At 45.1% G+C, this 20,261-nt stretch carries 10 protein-coding genes, 14 tRNA genes and 4 rRNA genes; 12 read left to right on the top strand and 16 right to left on the bottom strand.

Going from position 1 to position 20,261, the window contains the following annotated elements; genetic code table 11:
* Positions 1-77: 77 nt before the first annotated feature.
* The 9 genes from VA249_RS12355 (at position 78) to VA249_RS12315 (ending at position 10,805) form a co-directional block, all read left to right on the top strand.
* Entirely contained in the window at positions 78-1,613 is a 1,536-nt protein-coding gene (locus tag VA249_RS12355; protein ID WP_221068158.1) for a bifunctional GNAT family N-acetyltransferase/carbon-nitrogen hydrolase family protein, read from the top strand.
* 224 nt (positions 1,614-1,837) lie between these two features.
* Entirely contained in the window at positions 1,838-3,088 is a 1,251-nt protein-coding gene (locus VA249_RS12350) for a cyclic di-GMP phosphodiesterase (protein ID WP_221068157.1), read from the top strand.
* A 503-nt stretch (positions 3,089-3,591) separates the two neighbouring features.
* A 16S ribosomal RNA gene (locus VA249_RS12345) occupies positions 3,592-5,146 on the top strand.
* A 363-nt stretch (positions 5,147-5,509) separates the two neighbouring features.
* A 23S ribosomal RNA gene (locus VA249_RS12340) occupies positions 5,510-8,402 on the top strand.
* Between the two features lie 91 nt (positions 8,403-8,493).
* A 5S ribosomal RNA gene (rrf, locus tag VA249_RS12335) occupies positions 8,494-8,610 on the top strand.
* 58 nt (positions 8,611-8,668) lie between these two features.
* Positions 8,669-8,744 (top strand) — tRNA-Thr (locus tag VA249_RS12330).
* Between the two features lie 18 nt (positions 8,745-8,762).
* Positions 8,763-8,879, top strand: a 5S ribosomal RNA gene (rrf, locus tag VA249_RS12325).
* The 16S, 23S and 5S rRNA genes sit together here with 2 tRNA genes alongside, the layout of an rRNA operon.
* 31 nt (positions 8,880-8,910) lie before the next feature.
* A tRNA-Asp gene (locus tag VA249_RS12320) sits at positions 8,911-8,987 on the top strand.
* Positions 8,988-9,368: 381 nt separating this feature from the next.
* On the top strand, positions 9,369-10,805 hold the full coding sequence (locus VA249_RS12315; RefSeq protein ID WP_221068156.1) for an NAD-dependent succinate-semialdehyde dehydrogenase: 1,437 nt from the start codon (positions 9,369-9,371) through the stop codon (positions 10,803-10,805).
* Between the two features lie 185 nt (positions 10,806-10,990).
* On the opposite strand, the gene VA249_RS12310 is transcribed toward VA249_RS12315, so the two are convergent.
* From VA249_RS12310 to mutY, 16 genes are all read right to left on the bottom strand, one after another.
* Positions 10,991-11,066: transfer RNA gene (locus VA249_RS12310), tRNA-Asn, on the bottom strand.
* A gap of 59 nt (positions 11,067-11,125) precedes the next feature.
* Positions 11,126-11,201, bottom strand: a tRNA-Thr gene (locus VA249_RS12305).
* Positions 11,202-11,237: 36 nt separating this feature from the next.
* A tRNA-Asn gene (locus VA249_RS12300) sits at positions 11,238-11,313 on the bottom strand.
* Positions 11,314-11,372: 59 nt separating this feature from the next.
* Positions 11,373-11,448 (bottom strand) — tRNA-Thr (locus VA249_RS12295).
* Between the two features lie 51 nt (positions 11,449-11,499).
* Positions 11,500-11,575, bottom strand: a tRNA-Phe gene (locus tag VA249_RS12290).
* Positions 11,576-11,810: 235 nt separating this feature from the next.
* Positions 11,811-13,436 (bottom strand): methyl-accepting chemotaxis protein, encoded by a 1,626-nt coding sequence (locus tag VA249_RS12285; RefSeq protein WP_221068155.1) that lies wholly within the window; start codon positions 13,434-13,436, stop codon positions 11,811-11,813.
* Positions 13,437-13,690: 254 nt separating this feature from the next.
* A tRNA-Asn gene (locus tag VA249_RS12280) sits at positions 13,691-13,766 on the bottom strand.
* A 54-nt stretch (positions 13,767-13,820) separates the two neighbouring features.
* A tRNA-Phe gene (locus VA249_RS12275) sits at positions 13,821-13,896 on the bottom strand.
* Positions 13,897-13,903: 7 nt separating this feature from the next.
* Positions 13,904-13,979, bottom strand: a tRNA-Thr gene (locus VA249_RS12270).
* An 89-nt stretch (positions 13,980-14,068) separates the two neighbouring features.
* Positions 14,069-14,144, bottom strand: a tRNA-Asn gene (locus VA249_RS12265).
* Between the two features lie 42 nt (positions 14,145-14,186).
* Positions 14,187-14,262, bottom strand: a tRNA-Phe gene (locus VA249_RS12260).
* 7 nt (positions 14,263-14,269) lie between these two features.
* Positions 14,270-14,345, bottom strand: a tRNA-Thr gene (locus VA249_RS12255).
* A gap of 56 nt (positions 14,346-14,401) precedes the next feature.
* A tRNA-Phe gene (locus VA249_RS12250) sits at positions 14,402-14,477 on the bottom strand.
* A 100-nt stretch (positions 14,478-14,577) separates the two neighbouring features.
* A complete protein-coding gene (gene mltC, locus VA249_RS12245; RefSeq protein ID WP_221068154.1) occupies positions 14,578-15,717 on the bottom strand; it encodes a membrane-bound lytic murein transglycosylase MltC in 1,140 nt (379 codons plus the stop codon).
* 82 nt (positions 15,718-15,799) lie between these two features.
* Positions 15,800-16,072 (bottom strand): oxidative damage protection protein, encoded by a 273-nt coding sequence (locus VA249_RS12240; protein WP_128810126.1) that lies wholly within the window; start codon positions 16,070-16,072, stop codon positions 15,800-15,802.
* 19 nt (positions 16,073-16,091) lie between these two features.
* Complete coding sequence (gene mutY, locus VA249_RS12235; protein WP_221068153.1) at positions 16,092-17,168, bottom strand: A/G-specific adenine glycosylase; 1,077 nt, start codon at positions 17,166-17,168, stop codon at positions 16,092-16,094.
* Positions 17,169-17,371: 203 nt separating this feature from the next.
* On the opposite strand from mutY, the gene trmB reads away from it, so the two are divergent.
* The 3 genes from trmB to glsB all read left to right on the top strand — a co-directional run bounded on the left by trmB (position 17,372) and on the right by glsB (position 20,160).
* On the top strand, positions 17,372-18,091 hold the full coding sequence (gene trmB, locus VA249_RS12230) for a tRNA (guanosine(46)-N7)-methyltransferase TrmB (RefSeq protein WP_128810128.1): 720 nt from the start codon (positions 17,372-17,374) through the stop codon (positions 18,089-18,091).
* Between the two features lie 18 nt (positions 18,092-18,109).
* Positions 18,110-19,138: a TRM11 family SAM-dependent methyltransferase gene (locus VA249_RS12225; RefSeq protein ID WP_221068152.1), complete on the top strand. Its 1,029-nt coding sequence runs from the start codon at positions 18,110-18,112 to the stop codon at positions 19,136-19,138.
* Positions 19,139-19,239: 101 nt separating this feature from the next.
* On the top strand, positions 19,240-20,160 hold the full coding sequence (gene glsB / locus VA249_RS12220) for a glutaminase B (protein ID WP_211915942.1): 921 nt from the start codon (positions 19,240-19,242) through the stop codon (positions 20,158-20,160).
* Positions 20,161-20,261 lie beyond the last annotated feature (101 nt).

The raw sequence follows: 20,261 nt of genomic DNA, 5'->3' as shown, positions 1-20,261 counted from the left end.
TGATCTTATATATCTGATTTCTTCCTTTTGTGACATTCTCGTTCATGCACTACTGAATGAATAATGGAATATCTAAAATGGACAGCAACACGCCCAAACTCTCTCTACGAACGATTGAAGCGGTAGATTACTCAGAGCTTGCCGAATTAATGGATCTTGTATTTCACGATGTTGGAGGTTCTTGGCCTCGAATGACGATTATGGACCTGATTCACCAGTTTCCAGACGGGCAGATTTGCATTGAAGACAATGGGAAAATTGTGGGCGCGGCACTGACGATAAAAGTTGATTACAACCGTTTTTCGCTTCCTCATTTATATACAGACATCATCACGGAAAACAACGTTATTCAGAACCAAGTGACGGGCGATGCAATGTACGGACTTGATGTGTTTGTTCACCCTGATTATCGAGGGCTTCGTTTAGGGCGACGGCTTTATGATGCACGTAAAGAGTTGTGCCGAAGTAAAAACTTCAAAGCAATTTTAGCTGGTGGACGTATTCCCAATTACCACAAATATTCTGACGAGTTTTCCGTCGCTGATTACATCGATAAAGTAAAACGCCGTGAACTGCATGATCCTATTCTCTCTTTTCAATTAGCGAATGGCTTTGATGTCAAACGTATCATGCGTGGATACCTGCCAGAGGACGATGCATCAAAAGGTTATGCCACCTTATTGGAGTGGGATAATTTCTTTTATGAAGAAGATATCGAATCAATCCATGATGTCGAAAAGACCCTCGTTCGTATTGGCGTTGTCCAATGGCAAATGCGAGCCATGAATGATTTGGACGATCTTCTAGAGCAGGCCGAGTTTTTTATATCATCGCTCGCCAATTACAAAGCGGACTTTGCCTTGTTCCCTGAATTTTTTAATGCGCCACTTATGGGACTGCAAAAAGACCAAAACTCAGTAGAAGCAATTCGCTTTTTGGCGAGTTTTAGTGACGAGATAAAACGACGCTTTTCTCAGATGGCTGTGACCTACAACATCAATATTGTTGCCGGAAGTATGCCCGTAATTGAAGATGGGAAGCTATTTAATGTTGCTTATCTATTACAGAGAGATGGTCAAATTAATGCTCAGTACAAAATCCATATTACACCGCATGAAGAAAAAGACTGGGTGATTGATGGTGGTAATCAAGTACAAGTCTTTGAAACGGACGCAGGTAAAATCGGTATTTTGATCTGCTATGACAGTGAGTTCCCAGAGCTCGGTCGAATGATGGCGGAGCAAGACGTTCAGATCATCTTTGTTCCTTTTTGGACGGACACGAAAAATGGTTATCAACGCGTCCGTCTTTGTTCTCAAGCTCGAGCGATAGAGAATGAGTGTTATGTCGCGATTGGTGGAAGTGTTGGTAATTTGCCTCGGGTGGACAATGTAGATATTCAATATGCGCAGTCAGCAGTATTTTCTCCATCTGACATTTACTTTCCGCATGATGCAACGTTAACAGAAGCAAATGCGAATACAGAAATGATCATTTTTGCCGATGTCGACTTAACCAAGTTAAAACAACTGAACACAGAGGGTTCTGTCACAAATTTACGTCACAGGCGTTTGGATTTGTACGGCGGGTTTACAAAGGCAAAAGAGCAATAATGAGGAATTGGATGAGTTGAAATAGCAAAGAGTATGTTTCATCTCCTTTATTGCTCTTCTCGTTACATATTGCGCATTCTAGGCCACAAGTTTTGTGGCCTAATTTTTTGGTTCTTTGATAGGAAGCACAGAGAGAGCATTAATCGTCTTCCAGTAGATGATTTAGTTTAATGAATTCACTAACATTCTGAGCTGAGAATTATAACGAGAATCTTGTTAATACAGTGGCTTCATTAAAACTGACAGTGGACCGGATACAACCCGGCTTACATATTCGTCTTCCTCTAAAATGGAATGATCATCCTTTCTTACTGAATAGCTTTAAAATTAAAGATCATCAACAAGTAGAAATGATCCGTCATCTTGGCATTAAGTTTGTCTACTTTAACCCAGAGCAAAGTGACGCATCGCCTTTACCTGTAAACCAACCACAGGAAGATGTTTCTACAGATGAATCGCTCGATCTCGAAGCTCAAAAGTTATGGCAAGAAAAGCAAAATCGTATTGAAAAACTCAATGCTTATCGTCGTCGTGTGATTAAGTGCGAAAAAGAGTTTGAGCGCTCGCTTGCACGTATGCGAGCGGTGATGATGAAAATACGTAATCGTCCGATTGATGCTGTAGATGAAGCTAAGCAGTTAATCGATGACATTGTTGATAAGTTGATGTCTGACGACAATGTCACGCTGCACCTTATGAATGGTAAGAATGAATTTGAAGATGTTTACTTTCATTCTCTTAATGTTGCGGTCATCGCTATGATGATTGGCAGAGCAAAAGGCTATTCAGCTGAGAAGCTGAAAGCTCTGTCTTTTGCTGCGCTATTTCATGATATGGGGAAAATTAAGATTCCCACTGCGATATTGAGAAAACAACAGCCATTGACCGAACCTGAAAGTAACTACCTCAAGTTACATACAAAGTATGGCTTAGACATCGCTCATGAGATTGACTGCTTTCCGGATAGTGCAAAAACCGTTATTGCTCAGCATCACGAGTTAAATGATGGTTCAGGTTATCCAGAGGGATTAAAAGGAGATGCGATCTGTGAATTGACTCAGGTGATCATGGTTGCTAATGCATTTGACAACTTGTGCCATACGCCAGTTGTCGCGGAACAGAAAATTCCTTACACCGCGCTCTCTCATCTCTATAAGAATTGCAAACATCTATATAAAGAAGAAAACCTCAATATTTTAATCAAGTTTATGGGGGTATTCCCGCCTGGAACGGTGGTTCAACTTTCAAATAACATGATTGGCTTGGTGATCTCGGTAAACGACTCCCATTTGTTATATCCCAATGTATTGGTGTACGACCCGACGGTACCGCGCACTCAAGCACCGATTATTGAGCTTGCATCCAAAGATATTAAGATAGTTAAGGCGATTCATCCGTCGAAACTCCCAGATAAAGTAAAAGAGTACATTAATCCACGCTCTCGAATATCGTATTTTTTTGATAGTGACGAATAGTTACCCACAGATTTTTGTGAATAATCTGTGTAAACCCTGAGTGTTATTTTGCTCTTTTCTTCTTGTTGGATGCAAAGTGTTCGGTTGATGCTTTTTTTGGGAAAAAATGCATATTTAGTATTGCCAAAGAAAAGTAACTCCCTATAATGCGCATCCACCGACACAGCAGACGCGATAAGGCTTCAGCAATGTCGGAGAGGTAAAAATCTTCTGAGAAAATAAATTGAAAAAGTACTTGCTACTCTCAATTATCTCGTTAGAATGCACCTCCGCTTTGAGAGAAAGTTTTCAATCAAAGCAAGCTCTTTAAAAATAAGAACCTATCAATCTGTGTGGGCACTCGTTGATGATAATCCAAAATTAGAAGCTTCGGCTTCAAATTAGATTTCAATGAAACGAAGTGACCATTGAATCGAAAGATTCAGCACAGTCAATTCAAACATTACTTCTGCTATTTATTAGCGAAAGGAATGTTCAGTATTCATTGAGTCGAACAAAATCTTAAATTGAAGAGTTTGATCATGGCTCAGATTGAACGCTGGCGGCAGGCCTAACACATGCAAGTCGAGCGGCAGCGACAACATTGAATCTTCGGAGGATTTGTTGGGCGGCGAGCGGCGGACGGGTGAGTAATGCCTAGGAAATTGCCCTGATGTGGGGGATAACCATTGGAAACGATGGCTAATACCGCATGATGCCTACGGGCCAAAGAGGGGGACCTTCGGGCCTCTCGCGTCAGGATATGCCTAGGTGGGATTAGCTAGTTGGTGAGGTAAGGGCTCACCAAGGCGACGATCCCTAGCTGGTCTGAGAGGATGATCAGCCACACTGGAACTGAGACACGGTCCAGACTCCTACGGGAGGCAGCAGTGGGGAATATTGCACAATGGGCGCAAGCCTGATGCAGCCATGCCGCGTGTGTGAAGAAGGCCTTCGGGTTGTAAAGCACTTTCAGTAGGGAGGAAGGTTCATGCGTTAATAGCGTATGGATTTGACGTTACCTACAGAAGAAGCACCGGCTAACTCCGTGCCAGCAGCCGCGGTAATACGGAGGGTGCGAGCGTTAATCGGAATTACTGGGCGTAAAGCGCATGCAGGTGGTTTGTTAAGTCAGATGTGAAAGCCCGGGGCTCAACCTCGGAATTGCATTTGAAACTGGCAGACTAGAGTACTGTAGAGGGGGGTAGAATTTCAGGTGTAGCGGTGAAATGCGTAGAGATCTGAAGGAATACCGGTGGCGAAGGCGGCCCCCTGGACAGATACTGACACTCAGATGCGAAAGCGTGGGGAGCAAACAGGATTAGATACCCTGGTAGTCCACGCCGTAAACGATGTCTACTTGGAGGTTGTGGCCTTGAGCCGTGGCTTTCGGAGCTAACGCGTTAAGTAGACCGCCTGGGGAGTACGGTCGCAAGATTAAAACTCAAATGAATTGACGGGGGCCCGCACAAGCGGTGGAGCATGTGGTTTAATTCGATGCAACGCGAAGAACCTTACCTACTCTTGACATCCAGAGAAGCCAGTAGAGATACAGGTGTGCCTTCGGGAACTCTGAGACAGGTGCTGCATGGCTGTCGTCAGCTCGTGTTGTGAAATGTTGGGTTAAGTCCCGCAACGAGCGCAACCCTTATCCTTGTTTGCCAGCGAGTAATGTCGGGAACTCCAGGGAGACTGCCGGTGATAAACCGGAGGAAGGTGGGGACGACGTCAAGTCATCATGGCCCTTACGAGTAGGGCTACACACGTGCTACAATGGCGCATACAGAGGGCAGCCAACTTGCGAAAGTGAGCGAATCCCAAAAAGTGCGTCGTAGTCCGGATTGGAGTCTGCAACTCGACTCCATGAAGTCGGAATCGCTAGTAATCGTGGATCAGAATGCCACGGTGAATACGTTCCCGGGCCTTGTACACACCGCCCGTCACACCATGGGAGTGGGCTGCAAAAGAAGTAGGTAGTTTAACCTTTCGAGGAGGACGCTTACCACTTTGTGGTTCATGACTGGGGTGAAGTCGTAACAAGGTAGCGCTAGGGGAACCTGGCGCTGGATCACCTCCTTATACGAAACGGATAGTTTGCTTTCACTTTTTAAAAGTGAAGACAAATGAGTCTCGATGAGTGTCCACACAGATTGATGGTTTTGAAGCGAAAGCTTCGAGCTATTATTGCTCTTTAACAATTTGGAAAGCTGACAAAACAAATCTTGTCTTAAATAGATAAGCGTTTGTTTGTAAAGTTCTCAAAGTATTCATTTCGATGAATACACAAAAACACATTCAAGTGTTCTTGGGTTTTGCGAAAGCAAAACATATTTGAGTCCGGCAAAATCGATAGCTATCTCGCTCATTCAAATAATGAGATAGCAACTTTGGTTGTTTAAACAACAAACTCAAGATTTCTTCTGAAACTCTTTGGGGTTGTATGGTTAAGTGACTAAGCGTACACGGTGGATGCCTTGGCAGTCAGAGGCGATGAAAGACGTAGTAACTTGCGATAAGCCCAGATTAGGTAGTAACAACCATTTGAGTCTGGGATTTCTGAATGGGGAAACCCACTAGCATAAGCTAGTATCATTAACTGAATTCATAGGTTAATGAGGCGAACCGGGGGAACTGAAACATCTAAGTACCCCGAGGAAAAGAAATCAACCGAGATTCCGAAAGTAGCGGCGAGCGAAATTGGACTAGCCCTTAAGCTTTATATGCGTTAGACGAACGGTCTGGAAAGTCCGGCGATACAGGGTGATAGCCCCGTAGTCGACAACGCACATTCAGTGAAATCGAGTAGGGCGGGACACGTGATATCCTGTCTGAATATGGGGGGACCATCCTCCAAGGCTAAATACTACTGACTGACCGATAGTGAACCAGTACCGTGAGGGAAAGGCGAAAAGAACCCCTGTGAGGGGAGTGAAATAGAACCTGAAACCGTGTACGTACAAGCAGTAGGAGCAGGCATTGCGTCCTGTGACTGCGTACCTTTTGTATAATGGGTCAGCGACTTATATTCAGTGGCAAGGTTAACCATCTAGGGGAGCCGTAGGGAAACCGAGTCTTAACTGGGCGTTCAGTCTCTGGATATAGACCCGAAACCAGGTGATCTAGCCATGGGCAGGTTGAAGATTGAGTAACATCAATTGGAGGACCGAACCGACTAATGTTGAAAAATTAGCGGATGACTTGTGGCTAGGGGTGAAAGGCCAATCAAACCTGGAGATAGCTGGTTCTCCCCGAAAGCTATTTAGGTAGCGCCTCGGACGAATACTACTGGGGGTAGAGCACTGTTAAGGCTAGGGGGTCATCCCGACTTACCAACCCTTTGCAAACTCCGAATACCAGTAAGTACTATCCGGGAGACACACGGCGGGTGCTAACGTCCGTCGTGGAGAGGGAAACAACCCAGACCGCCAGCTAAGGTCCCAAATTATTACTAAGTGGGAAACGATGTGGGAAGGCTCAGACAGCCAGGATGTTGGCTTAGAAGCAGCCATCATTTAAAGAAAGCGTAATAGCTCACTGGTCGAGTCGGCCTGCGCGGAAGATGTAACGGGGCTAAGTAATAAACCGAAGCTGCGGCAATGAAGTTTACTTCATTGGGTAGGGGAGCGTTCTGTAAGCCGTTGAAGGTGTGTTGTAAAGCATGCTGGAGGTATCAGAAGTGCGAATGCTGACATGAGTAACGATAAAGGGGGTGAAAAACCTCCTCGCCGGAAGACCAAGGGTTCCTGTCCAACGTTAATCGGGGCAGGGTAAGTCGACCCCTAAGGCGAGGCCGAAAGGCGTAGTCGATGGGAAACGGGTTAATATTCCCGTACTTCTTACAATTGCGATGGGGGGACGGAGAAGGCTAGGTGGGCCTGGCGACGGTTGTCCAGGTTCAAGTGCGTAGGCTTAAGAGTTAGGTAAATCCGGCTCTTTTTAAGGCTGAGACACGACGTCGAGCTACTACGGTAGTGAAGTCATTGATGCCATGCTTCCAGGAAAAGCCTCTAAGCTTCAGATTGTAAGGAATCGTACCCCAAACCGACACAGGTGGTCGGGTAGAGAATACCAAGGCGCTTGAGAGAACTCGGGTGAAGGAACTAGGCAAAATGGTACCGTAACTTCGGGAGAAGGTACGCTCTTGATGGTGAAGTCCCTTGCGGATGGAGCTGACGAGAGTCGCAGATACCAGGTGGCTGCAACTGTTTATTAAAAACACAGCACTGTGCAAAATCGTAAGATGACGTATACGGTGTGACGCCTGCCCGGTGCCGGAAGGTTAATTGATGGGGTTAGACTTCGGTCGAAGCTCTTGATCGAAGCCCCGGTAAACGGCGGCCGTAACTATAACGGTCCTAAGGTAGCGAAATTCCTTGTCGGGTAAGTTCCGACCTGCACGAATGGCGTAATGATGGCCACGCTGTCTCCACCCGAGACTCAGTGAAATTGAAATCGCTGTGAAGATGCAGTGTACCCGCGGCTAGACGGAAAGACCCCGTGAACCTTTACTACAGCTTGGCACTGAACATTGACCCTACATGTGTAGGATAGGTGGGAGGCTTTGAAGCAGGTACGCTAGTATCTGTGGAGCCGTCCTTGAAATACCACCCTTGTAGTGTTGATGTTCTAACGTCGACCCCTTATCGGGGTTGCGGACAGTGCCTGGTGGGTAGTTTGACTGGGGCGGTCTCCTCCCAAAGAGTAACGGAGGAGCACGAAGGTGGGCTAATCACGGTTGGACATCGTGAGGTTAGTGCAATGGCATAAGCCCGCTTGACTGCGAGAATGACAATTCGAGCAGGTGCGAAAGCAGGTCATAGTGATCCGGTGGTTCTGAATGGAAGGGCCATCGCTCAACGGATAAAAGGTACTCCGGGGATAACAGGCTGATACCGCCCAAGAGTTCATATCGACGGCGGTGTTTGGCACCTCGATGTCGGCTCATCACATCCTGGGGCTGAAGTCGGTCCCAAGGGTATGGCTGTTCGCCATTTAAAGTGGTACGCGAGCTGGGTTTAGAACGTCGTGAGACAGTTCGGTCCCTATCTGCCGTGGGCGTTGGAGAATTGAAAGGGGCTGCTCCTAGTACGAGAGGACCGGAGTGGACGAACCTCTGGTGTTCGGGTTGTGTCGCCAGACGCATTGCCCGGTAGCTAAGTTCGGAATCGATAACCGCTGAAAGCATCTAAGCGGGAAGCGAGCCTTGAGATGAGTTCTCCCTGATACTTTAAGTATCCTAAAGGGTTGTCGGAGACTACGACGTTGATAGGTCAGGTGTGTAAGTGCTGTGAGGCATTGAGCTAACTGATACTAATTGCCCGTGAGGCTTAACCATACAACACCCAAAGGGTTTTGATGGACTCAAAGCAAGAACAGACTTGATTGTGTAGAGAACACAAAAACAGCTTTCCAGATTAAAGAATTTGCTTGGCGACCATAGCATTTTGGACCCACCTGATTTCCATTCCGAACTCAGAAGTGAAACGAAATAGCGCCGATGGTAGTGTGGGGTTTCCCCATGTGAGAGTAGGACATCGCCAGGCTTTAATTAAAAAGATCCGGTCAATAGTACGGGGTTTTGGTCCGAGAAGGACATTTGATGCTGATATGGCTCAGTCGGTAGAGCGCATCCTTGGTAAGGATGAGGTCCCCAGTTCGATTCTGGGTATCAGCACCATTCACAAACAGAATTTTACTTGGCGACCATAGCACTTTGGACCCACCTGATTTCCATTCCGAACTCAGAAGTGAAACGAAGTAGCGCCGATGGTAGTGTGGGGCTTCCCCATGTGAGAGTAGGACATCGCCAGGTTCTTATTTAGACTCCAGAGTCTAACCATTGCGGAGCGGTAGTTCAGTTGGTTAGAATACCGGCCTGTCACGCCGGGGGTCGCGGGTTCGAGTCCCGTCCGCTCCGCCATTTATTCAGACGAAGCCCTAGCAGAAATGCTGGGGCTTTTTCGTATATGCATAAACTTGGTCTTCGACCAACGAGTCCCGCTTGAACGCAAGCCCGGCCGCTCCGCCATTTATTCAGACGAAGCCCTGACGATCTTCAGTCCTCCAGCCTTTCTCCTATTTGTTGAAGCAAAACCTTAAACGTACGTTATTGAAGCAATACTAAGTCTTTATCATATCGAGCGTTTGTTACTACGATATTTTGGAAATACGTCTGAAAACGTGATTTAGGAGAGGCAAAGAACAGACAAACTGATGAGCACACATCAGTAAACTATGTTTGCTTTACTCTTATTGGGTGTGAGGGCTACTCTAAGAACAGTCTGTTTTGGAGTGCAAACTAATGATCCAGCTATTACGTAGTACAAAATTAAAAAAATTATTTGAAAGCCTGTCCTCACCAGAGGGGATCGCAGTCATTAACCCTGCGACAGAGGAGACGCTGATTCGCTTAGAGCCAAGTTTGCTAACGGAGCTGGATGAACAGATTGAACAATGCAGAACAGCACAACAAGAGTGGTCGAAGTTGGCAGCGAAACAACGATCTCAGATACTCAAAAGCTGGTTTCAGTTGCTTGTAGAGCACGCTGAAGATATCGCTACTATTATCACGTTGGAGCAGGGGAAACCGCTCGCAGAAAGCCGTGGAGAGGTCGCATATGGTGCATCCTTTGTGGAATGGTTCGCAGAAGAGGCTAAGCGCGCTTATGGAGAGGTTATTCCGGCAACATCTATGGATAGACGCTTGTCTACGATTAAACAGCCTGTAGGTGTTTGTGCGGCGATTACGCCATGGAATTTTCCTATTGCTATGATCACTAGAAAAGCGGCTCCTGCTCTTGCTGCAGGCTGCGGAATGATCGTAAAGCCATCAGAATTAACGCCACTAACGGCTCTTGCTGTTGTGGATTTAGCTCATCAAGCAGGTATTCCTAAAGCGTTATTATCTTTGGTTATCTCTGAGCAAGCGGCGGAATTCGGTCAGATACTGAGTACCGATCCAAGAATCAAGAAAATATCTTTCACTGGGTCGACTCGTGTTGGGAAAATCTTATTAAAGCAAGCGAGTGATACCGTAAAGGCCGTCTCTATGGAGCTTGGCGGAAATGCCCCTTTTATTGTTTTTGATGATGCAGATATAGAAGGTGCCACAAATGGATTGATTGCATCTAAATTTCGCAATGCAGGACAAACGTGTGTATGCACCAACAGATTATATGTACACGAGAGCATTAAAGATGAATTTGTTGCAGTCCTATTAGACAAAGTATCTGCATTACAGGTCGGTAATGGACAGGAACCAACAATCACACTTGGTCCGGTTATCACGATGGCTTCTAAGCATCGCCTAGAGGCAAATATCGATCAGGCAGTGCAAGAGGGGGCTGTCATCATTAACCAGCCTCAAAAGCTGCCTGGGCGCTTTATGGAACCTGTTTTACTCGACAATGTCGAACAAGACATGGCGATTGTTCAGCAGGAGTTATTTGGACCTGTCTTACCCATCATTACGTTTGAGAATGATGAACAAGTTCTCGCAATGGCAAATGATACGGAGTATGGATTAGCGTGTTACTTCTACACAGATAGCTTGAAACGTATTATCAAATTCAGTGAATGTTTAGACTATGGCATGGTTGGTGTTAATGAGGGGATTATATCTACTGAAGTCGCTCCCTTTGGAGGCATTAAAGAGTCAGGGATAGGGCGTGAGGGAGCAAAGCAAGGTATGGATGAATACTTAGAGACTAAGTATGTTTGTCTCGGTGGGATAAATTAGTGCTTTTATGCCCATAGCTATAACCTATTAATAGTTATAACCCATAAAAGGATAAGAGGGAGCGAGATGTCAGTCTGGCTTCTCTCATATTAGGGCTGATTGAATTGCTGATTTTGTGAAAAGTGATAAAGACCCGTTCTTTTAGAGCGAAAAAAGCCGTATCAAATGATACGGCTTTTCGAAAGTGGCTCCTCCTGCTGGGCTCGAACCAGCGACCTGCGGATTAACAGTCCGTCGCTCTACCAACTGAGCTAAGGAGGAACTATCCTGTTTGTGCTTTCTTAAAAATAGTTTAAAACTAATCAAGTGCACTGAATAAATGGTGCCGACTACCGGAATCGAACTGGTGACCTACTGATTACAAGTCAGTTGCTCTACCTACTGAGCTAAGTCGGCGCCGAATCAATAAGATCTTATCTTATCAATTAAAAGTGGCTCCTCCTGCTGGGCTCGAACCAGCGACCTGCGGATTAACAGTCCGTCGCTCTACCAACTGAGCTAAGGAGGAACTATCCTGTTTGTGCTTTCTTAAAAGTAGTTTAAAACTAATCAAGCGCACTGAATAAATGGTGCCGACTACCGGAATCGAACTGGTGACCTACTGATTACAAGTCAGTTGCTCTACCTACTGAGCTAAGTCGGCACATTGTATTCTTTATTGTCGTTCGTGCTAAGCACCAACAACTAGAAATTGTGGTGCCCGGAGGCGGAATCGAACCACCGACACGAGGATTTTCAATCCTCTGCTCTACCGACTGAGCTATCCGGGCGACGAGGTGTATTAAAAGGCTTTTCGGTCTCTAGGTCAACAATAAATTTAAAATAAAATATCGTTTGATGAAATTGTGCTCGGAGTGGGGTGTTTTTATGCATTTTAATATAGTCGTACACCATATTTTAAGCTTTTAGGCACACCAGAATGATAAATCCTAATACGGTTAATGGTGTCTAAAATGAAAGGAGCACGTCCTAAAACGTGCTCTTGTCTAACTAAATGGGATTAAACTAGTTCTTTACTGAGAACTTCTTCACCCAACCTTCAAGTTCATTTGCTAAAGCGGATAGGGTTTGTGTACTTGTTTGACTCTCATTTACGACCAAGTTTAATTGACAACCACTCTCTTCGATTAAGTTAATGCGATGTGCAATGTCATCACTTACTTGTGTTTGTTCTGCTGCTGCGGTTGCAATTTGTTGGCTCATTTCAGATATAGACTCAAGTGCCGTAACAATTTGCTGAAGCGCCTCTGACGCATTCATAGATTCTGCCACAGTGCTTTCACTCGTCTCAGCACAGATCTCCATGGTCTGAATCGCATTACGTGAACCGTCTTGCAGATTGGCAATCATTAGCTGGATTTCTTTTGTACTGTCTTGTGTGCGGCCTGCGAGGTTACGTACCTCATCAGCGACAACAGCAAATCCACGGCCTTGTTCGCCCGCTCGTGCAGCCTCGATTGCTGCGTTTAGCGCTAGGAGGTTTGTTTGTTCGGCAATATCGCCGATCACATCAAGAACCTTAACGATGCTGTTTACGTCTTGATCCAGATCTGCAACCGCTTGGCTGGCCGTATTAAGTTGCGTTGCTAAACCTTGGATATTGTCAACGGTGCTGTGAATGAGAGATTGTGTGTGTTGGCTCTGTTTGTCAGCTTCGTCGGTATTGTTTGCCGTATCACTTGCAGAGGTAGCAACGTGATTTGCAGAAGATGCCATTTCTGTCATTGCTGTTGCGATCATTGCAGTGGATTGTTGTTGAGACATGGTTAGCTCTGCAATTGAATTGGAGCGCGATTCTACCGCTGACAGTTCAGATCGAAGATCATGCATTGAACTTTCCAAGTTAGTGACCATTTTAGCCAGAGATTGACTCATATCCTGTACTGCGTCGTAGATACTGCCTTTTGGTGCAACGGTATCAAATGTGATTTGGATATTGCCTTGTGCTACGGCTTGTACCGCTTTTCGTACGTCATTTGGTTCACCGCCAAGAAGGTTGAGCATTTTGCGAATAGAAATGATCAAACCACCCAAAATTGCCCCTGCGATCGCCAAACATAATGCGAGTTGCCACTGCGCAGTTGACCAAAAGCGAGCGTTTACCTCATTAAATCCAATACCTGTACCAACAACCCATCCCCAATGAGGCGTCTTCTCTGCGATAGAGTGCTTTTCTTCAATCGTGCCGTTTGGTAACTGCTGCGTCCAAGTGTATTCAACGATTTGACCTGTTCTATGGCCCAATACATCGACTATCAATTGACCGACGCTATTACCATTTCCATCTCGGAAATCATGAAAGCTTGTACCGTGCAGTTGAGGATCAAGTGGCGCGGCAATAAACATCATATTTTCATCGGCAACATAAACATATTCGTTATCTTTATAGAGATTATTTCTCAATAGTCGAGTTGCCAGGGCCTTAGCTTCGCTTTCTGACATTTTGCCCTCGATGGCCATTTTTTCCACTTCGGTCAGAATGCTGTAAGCACTTTTAAATAGTTCTGTTACTCGAGCTTTGTTATCAAGATTGCTTGCAACTCGAAGAGTCCAAAGTCCTGATGCCGTCAGAGCAAGTAGAGCAATCAATATGATTGCAGATAAGAAATAAGCTTGAGTTTTTAGTTTCATAGTAGGCTCACAATAATAGAAACGTCATACTGTATATTTAAAGAGGCTAATAATAAATTCTTCTGGTGATCTTTGTACAGGGGTGTTGGCGTTGAACCGGTGAAATTATGATTTAGCCTAAATTTTTATCGTGAAATAAGTGTAAGTAACGGGATAAGAGTGGATTCTGAATCTGAGTATTGGGCGGAATGAGCAGGGAAGTAGAAAGCAGCTGAAAAGAAAAAAGCCAAGTCCTAAGACTTGGCTTTTTAATGTGGCTCCTCCTGCTGGGCTCGAACCAGCGACCTGCGGATTAACAGTCCGTCGCTCTACCAACTGAGCTAAGGAGGAACTATTCTGTTTGTGTCTTGCCGATTATTTAAAATCAAGCAAACGCACCAAAAATGGTGCCTCGAGGCGGAATCGAACCACCGACACGAGGATTTTCAATCCTCTGCTCTACCGACTGAGCTATCGAGGCAAAAGAATGGTGCCGACTACCGGAATCGAACTGGTGACCTACTGATTACAAGTCAGTTGCTCTACCTACTGAGCTAAGTCGGCACACGATATTCTTTTTAAGCAATAATGCTTTTTTAGAAGAGATAAACTCTTCATTTTTCAGAATCTCATCGAGATGAAACTCTAGAAAGTGGCTCCTCCTGCTGGGCTCGAACCAGCGACCTGCGGATTAACAGTCCGTCGCTCTACCAACTGAGCTAAGGAGGAACTATCCTGTTTTGTGTCTTGCTTAAGCAAGCGCACCAAAAGTGGTGCCTCGAGGCGGAATCGAACCACCGACACGAGGATTTTCAATCCTCTGCTCTACCGACTGAGCTATCGAGGCAAAAGAATGGTGCCGACTACCGGAATCGAACTGGTGACCTACTGATTACAAGTCAGTTGCTCTACCTACTGAGCTAAGTCGGCACATTATATTCTTTGCAATTTGTCATTCGTGCTTCGCACCAACGACTTTTAATTCGTGGTGCCCGGAGGCGGAATCGAACCACCGACACGAGGATTTTCAATCCTCTGCTCTACCGACTGAGCTATCCGGGCAACGGAGCGCTATTAAACGGATTTTCCTGCATTTCGTCAACCACTTTTTTTAAATAATTTCAAAAAAGTGGTTGTTCGAGTGCTTTTTGTCCAAGTGCTGCTACAAAGTTTGATTGGCGTTAAATTCCTTTTTGAAATTTGTAACTTTTTCTAGGTATCTACGAGCTTCCGCTTTTGGGTGTTTATTTGTGAGCGCCCAATAAACTTGATTTGGTTGTAAAGAATTTAGATCGTTCATCGCGCGTTTTCGATCTGAACGGTTAAATGTGTTCAAAACACCACCAGTTCCACCATTGTATGCGGAAATCATGCTGTACTCTAACGAGGTTGGATGGCGAACATCTTTCAAATAACGATTTTTGAGAATGTAAAAGTAAGCTGTCCCAGCATCAATATTGTTTTCTGGATTAAATAAGTATTCTGGGCTTGGTTGTCCTGGTTTGTTTTTGACCAGTTTAAACACATCTCTACCAGCGGTTGTTGGCACAACTTGCATCAGCCCATAAGCGTTAGCCCAACTTACCGCGTAAGGATTGAAACTACTTTCCGTTTTTATGATGGCGTAAATGAGATCTTCAGGAATGTCGTATTTTGTTGAGGCTCTACGAACAATCTCTGAATATTGGTAGCTGCGTTGCGAGAAGTGGTCTTCGACCATGGGTATTTCTACGTAATACGCTTTTTTGAAATCGACATCTTTTGTTTTGACGTTATTCGCTATCAGGTAGTCAGCAAATCGATTTGCGCGCCAAGACCATTGGATCGGTTTTTTGTCTTGGTCTACAACTTGGTTGTAGAGAAATGGTTGCCCTTCCAACGTGATCTCTTTAGAAGAAAACAAATCAACATTTGCCGGATCGTCTGGCGTCAATAGGGTAGTAATAATGGCGTTTTTTAAATGTTTTTGCGGTTCTGTAGGGGAAACCGTTTCAATGGTTATCATCCCCTTTTGAAAATCCACTTCCGCTCGACTCAAGTAGTTATCAATGTACTTTACGTAATTACTTTTACCCGCCACCTTAACTTCACGTTGGCCCCAACGCTTTTCAATATTGCCGGAAAAACTGCGGATGAGTGCATCCAGAGCTCCGGTGTCTTTTTCAAATTGTCCTGGCAGTTCCGCGAGGTTAGTGGCAAACCGATTCGTTGGTTCGTAGTCCACGTCGTAGATGTTTTCAATAAACTCACGACTGCAGCCTGTCATTAACACCGCGACTGCAATAAGGGCTAGTTTTTTCATGATGATAGAAGTTTTTGAGTCTGCATATAAAAATGACACCACAATTGGTGTTGTGATGTCATTGTTTTAAAACAAATTTATCTTATTCGCTTGGTGGCGTGTAACCTTCAATATGAACCTCTTTACCTTCAAAAAGGAAGTTCACCATTTCGGTTTCGATCAGTTTGCGATGCTCTGGATCCATCATGTTGAGCTTTTTCTCGTTGATCAACATCGTTTGTTTGTGTTGCCACTGAGCCCACGCTTCTTTCGAAATATTGTCAAAAATACGTTTACCTAGTTCACCAGGGTAAAGTTGAAAGTCTAAACCTTCGCCTTCTTTTTTTAGTCGAGCACAAAAAACAGTGCGGCTCATAATGACTCCTTGCAATTAATTAACGAAGTTCGTGGGGTACTGCTTCCAGTAGTAGTTTTACTGGTGCAGCCAAACCGACTTCTTCAGGTTTAGATAAGTTATACCAAAGACCTTTGTTACCTTCCATTACCACATTGGGTTGCTTTGACAGGTCAATCAAAATCGGAGTGATATCGAGATGATAATGACTGAAAGTATGGCGGAATGTAATTAGTGTCTCTTGATGTTTAATATCGCAGGCTGGAATACCACGTTGTTCTAGCAGCAATTCAATATCGCTTTCAACATCGATATGCTCGGTTTGCGGGAAACAAAATAACCCGCCCCAAATACCTGTTTGTGGTCTTTGTTCTAGCCACACTTCATGGCCATTTTCATTTTTGTAATGAAGCATGACGAAACGAGTTTGCTTCACGGGCTTGTCTTTCTTCGGCTTCTTACCGGGATAATCAAGTACATTGCCTTGTTTCTTTGCTACACAAAGATCGCTGACCGGACACAATGTACATTTTGGTTTGCTGCGGGTACACATCATTGCGCCCATGTCCATCATGGCTTGATTGTATTTGTCGACATCGGTTTGTGGTGTATGCGCTTCTGCTATTTCCCACAGTTTATTTTCAACTTTCTTTTGTCCCGGCCAACCATCAACAGCAAAGCAGCGTGAGAGTGTTCGCTTCACATTCCCATCTAATATGGCGTGAGGCTGTTTGTAGACCGATGACAAGACTGCAGCAGCGGTGGAACGGCCAATCCCCGGTAGAGCATTCATTTGCTCTAGGTCTAAGGGAAACTCACCATTGTATTTATGGGCGACCTCTCTTGCCGCTTTATGAAGGTTACGAGCGCGTGCGTAATAGCCCAAGCCAGTCCATAGGTGCAGCACTTCATCTTGCTCGGCATTGGCAAGATCGACCACGGTCGGGAAGCGCTGTAAAAAACGCTGGTAATATGGGATCACGGTAGTGACTTGGGTTTGCTGAAGCATAATTTCAGACAACCAAACACTATAAGCGGTTTTGTGTTGTTGCCATGGAAGATCTTTTCTTCCATAAGCGTCATACCATTCTAAGATGGCGCTGGCGAAAGGTGTCACGACTTGCTCTGTATTCTATTATTGGTTAGGAACAAAATTGCACCACAGATCGTGGTGTAAGTACAACAGATAAACTGTGGGGATATTTTATCTGATTTGATGGCTTTTGGGTTGCCATAGTCTGATCGCTAAACAAATACTTGCACCCAAGAGAATTCTTTGGATAATCCCCGCTTTGATTAATCAATGTGCAGGCACAACCAATGACTGAAGTAACCACTAACGAATACAATGAAGACGGAAAAATGATCCGTAAAATACGCAGTTTCGTGCGTCGCGAGGGCCGCCTAACGAAAGGTCAAGAAAATGCGATGAACGAATGCTGGCCGACTATGGGCATTGATTACAAAACTGAACTTCTTGTTTGGAAAGAAGTGTTTGGCAATGATAATCCCGTTGTTTTGGAGATCGGTTTTGGTATGGGCGCTTCATTGGTTGAAATGGCAAAGAACGCACCTGAGAAAAACTTTATTGGTATTGAAGTACATAGCCCAGGTGTTGGTGCTTGTCTTGCGGATGCACGCGAAGCGGGTTTAACTAACCTACGTGTTATGTGTCACGATGCCGTTGAAGTGTTTGAGCATATGATCCCAAATGATAGCCTATCAACATTGCAATTGTTCTTCCCTGACCCATGGCACAAGAAGCGTCACCACAAGCGTCGCATCGTGCAACTAGAGTTCGCGGAAATGGTTCGTCAAAAGCTTATCCCTAACGAGGGTATTTTCCATATGGCGACAGACTGGGAAAACTATGCTGAGCATATGATTGAAATCATGAACCAAGCTCCAGGCTTTGAAAATGTGGCAGAAAACGGTGATTTCATTCCTCGTCCTGATGAACGCCCTCTCACTAAATTTGAAGCGCGTGGCCATCGTCTAGGTCACGGTGTATGGGATATCAAATTCAAGCGTACTGCATAACGTTTAAGGAGCTTATCGATGTACCGTTACGCGATATTAGCGAATCCGGGTCATAACCGAATTTACTTTGATAGCGCAATGAGCATTGCATGTTCAGAACTCAAAGCAATACTGGATTCTGAGGGGGTCGACGTCACTGAAATTGGCAGCCAAGAGGTAGGTCTACCTGCTGCGCTCGTATTCTCTTGCGAAAATGAACTGAGTGAAATGCAGTCTTGTAAGATTGCAGCATCCTCCATTTATTATGCATTGTTTGAAGTGCGTGAAGATGGCTTGCTACGTCCAATACAAGCGCCTGCATTCAATACTTTCCCTGAGAGTATGAGCCAGATCTTGCGTTACACCGGAAAAACAAATGAGCAGTTTACGCGTTTGATGGTGAACCTAGGCGTAAGTGCTGCCAACACGGGCAGTGCGCAATTAACGCTGATGGATCCTATGTGTGGTAAAGGTACAACACTGTTTGAAGGTTTGATCCACGGTTTGAATGTTGTGGGTGTTGAGATCAACCAGAAATGGGTTCAAGAGATCCAAACTTTCATCGTTAAGTTCATGAAGAACGGTCGCTTTAAGCACAAAGTGAGCAAAGAAAAGCGCACTTCTGGCGGTAAAAAAGTGGCAGATGGTTTCGTGGTTGAGGCAGCAGCAGACAAAAACGATTACAACAAAGGTAATCTTCAAACAATGAAGCTGTACTCGGCAGATACGCGTATTGCAGATCAAGTTGTGAAGAAAAACTCGGTAGATGTGATGGTGTCTGACTTACCTTACGGCGTGCAACACGGCAGCAAAAATGCCAAAGACAGCAAACTGAATCGCAGTCCTCTTGAGCTTCTAAAAGAGGCTCTGCCTGCATGGAAAGTGGTACTGAAAAAGCAAGGTTCAGTGGTGTTGTCTTTCAATGAGTTTACGTTGAAGTGGAAAGACGTCGCCGCTCTATTTGAAGAGCAAGGGTGGAAGGTACTTTCCGAAGCGCCTTACATCGGTTATCTTCACCGTGTTGACCAGTCGATTAACCGCAATATCATTGTGGCCGTAAAACCATAATCGACGAAGTAAAACAAACTCTATGGAAAAGCCAACGTCTGCGTTGGCTTTTTTTACCTCTGAGTTCTGGCATTTGGGTTCTTGTGACAAGAAGGTAGAAAATGAAACCTACAGCGCAAATTTTGACGGACATTCTAGCGGAAGTTCGCCCTTTGATAGGCCAAGGAAAGGTTGCCGATTACATTCCTGCATTGGCAAAGGTACCGCACACCAAGCTTGGTATCGCGGTGTACACAAATGAAGGAGAAGTGATTCAAGCTGGGGATTCACAAGAACCGTTTTCAATTCAATCAATCTCAAAAGCATTGAGCCTGACACTTGCTATGTGTTTATACAAGCAGGAAGAGATTTGGGCTCGAGTAGGCAAGGAGCCGTCCGGTCAAGCATTTAACTCGATGATCCAGTTAGAGATGGAGCAAGGTATTCCACGTAACCCATTCATCAATGCCGGTGCTATTGTGGTCGCTGATTTACTTCAAAGCCGCCTATCAGCACCGCGTCAGCGCTTACTTGAGTTTGCTCGCCAATTGTCAGGTGATACCCATATTGTCTATGACAAAGTCGTTGCGGCTTCTGAAATGATGCATGGTGACCGTAACGCGGCGATTGCTTACCTGATGCGCTCGTTTGGTAACTTCGAAAATGAGGTGATCCCGGTATTGCAAAATTACTTTCATGCCTGCGCACTGAAGATGAGTTGCGTGGATTTAGCTAAGACGTTTAGTTACCTAGCTAATAAGGGCACGTCTGTTCAAACGGGTAAGTCAGTGGTGACGGCAATGCAAACGAAACAGCTCAACGCGTTGCTTGCCACGTGTGGTTTATACGATGGTGCTGGTGAGTTTGCGTATCGTGTTGGGATGCCGGGTAAATCAGGCGTGGGCGGCGGCATTATCGCTGTTGTACCGGGGGAGATGACAATAGCGGTTTGGTCACCAGAACTTGATGCATCAGGTAACTCTCTGGCGGGCACGAAAGCGCTTGAATTACTTTCCGAGCGAATAGGCCGTTCGATTTTTTAAGCCCCTTCTCAAGCAATACCCTTGTAATTTGATGAGATAAGAATATGAAAATGCCTCTCAAGTGAGAGGCATTGTTTAGATTAATTTTTATATTTCAAAAA

The sequence above is a fragment of the Vibrio alfacsensis genome (genome assembly GCF_019670485.1).
Classification (GTDB): Bacteria; Pseudomonadota; Gammaproteobacteria; order Enterobacterales; family Vibrionaceae; genus Vibrio; species Vibrio alfacsensis.
This window is presented reverse-complemented; position numbering and strand designations above follow the sequence as displayed.

Bases quoted from the DNA above. Each gene is read 5' to 3' on its own strand.
- VA249_RS12285 (WP_221068155.1), bottom strand. From the start codon at position 13,436: ATGAAACTAAAAACTCAAGCTTATTTCTTATCTGCAATCATATTGATT.
- glsB (WP_211915942.1), top strand. From the start codon at position 19,240: ATGAAACCTACAGCGCAAATTTTGACGGACATTCTAGCGGAAGTTCGC.
- VA249_RS12225 (WP_221068152.1), top strand. From the start codon at position 18,110: ATGTACCGTTACGCGATATTAGCGAATCCGGGTCATAACCGAATTTAC.
- trmB (WP_128810128.1), top strand. From the start codon at position 17,372: ATGACTGAAGTAACCACTAACGAATACAATGAAGACGGAAAAATGATC.
- VA249_RS12315 (WP_221068156.1), top strand. From the start codon at position 9,369: ATGATCCAGCTATTACGTAGTACAAAATTAAAAAAATTATTTGAAAGC.
- mltC (WP_221068154.1), bottom strand. From the start codon at position 15,717: ATGAAAAAACTAGCCCTTATTGCAGTCGCGGTGTTAATGACAGGCTGC.
- VA249_RS12355 (WP_221068158.1), top strand. From the start codon at position 78: ATGGACAGCAACACGCCCAAACTCTCTCTACGAACGATTGAAGCGGTA.
- VA249_RS12240 (WP_128810126.1), bottom strand. From the start codon at position 16,072: ATGAGCCGCACTGTTTTTTGTGCTCGACTAAAAAAAGAAGGCGAAGGT.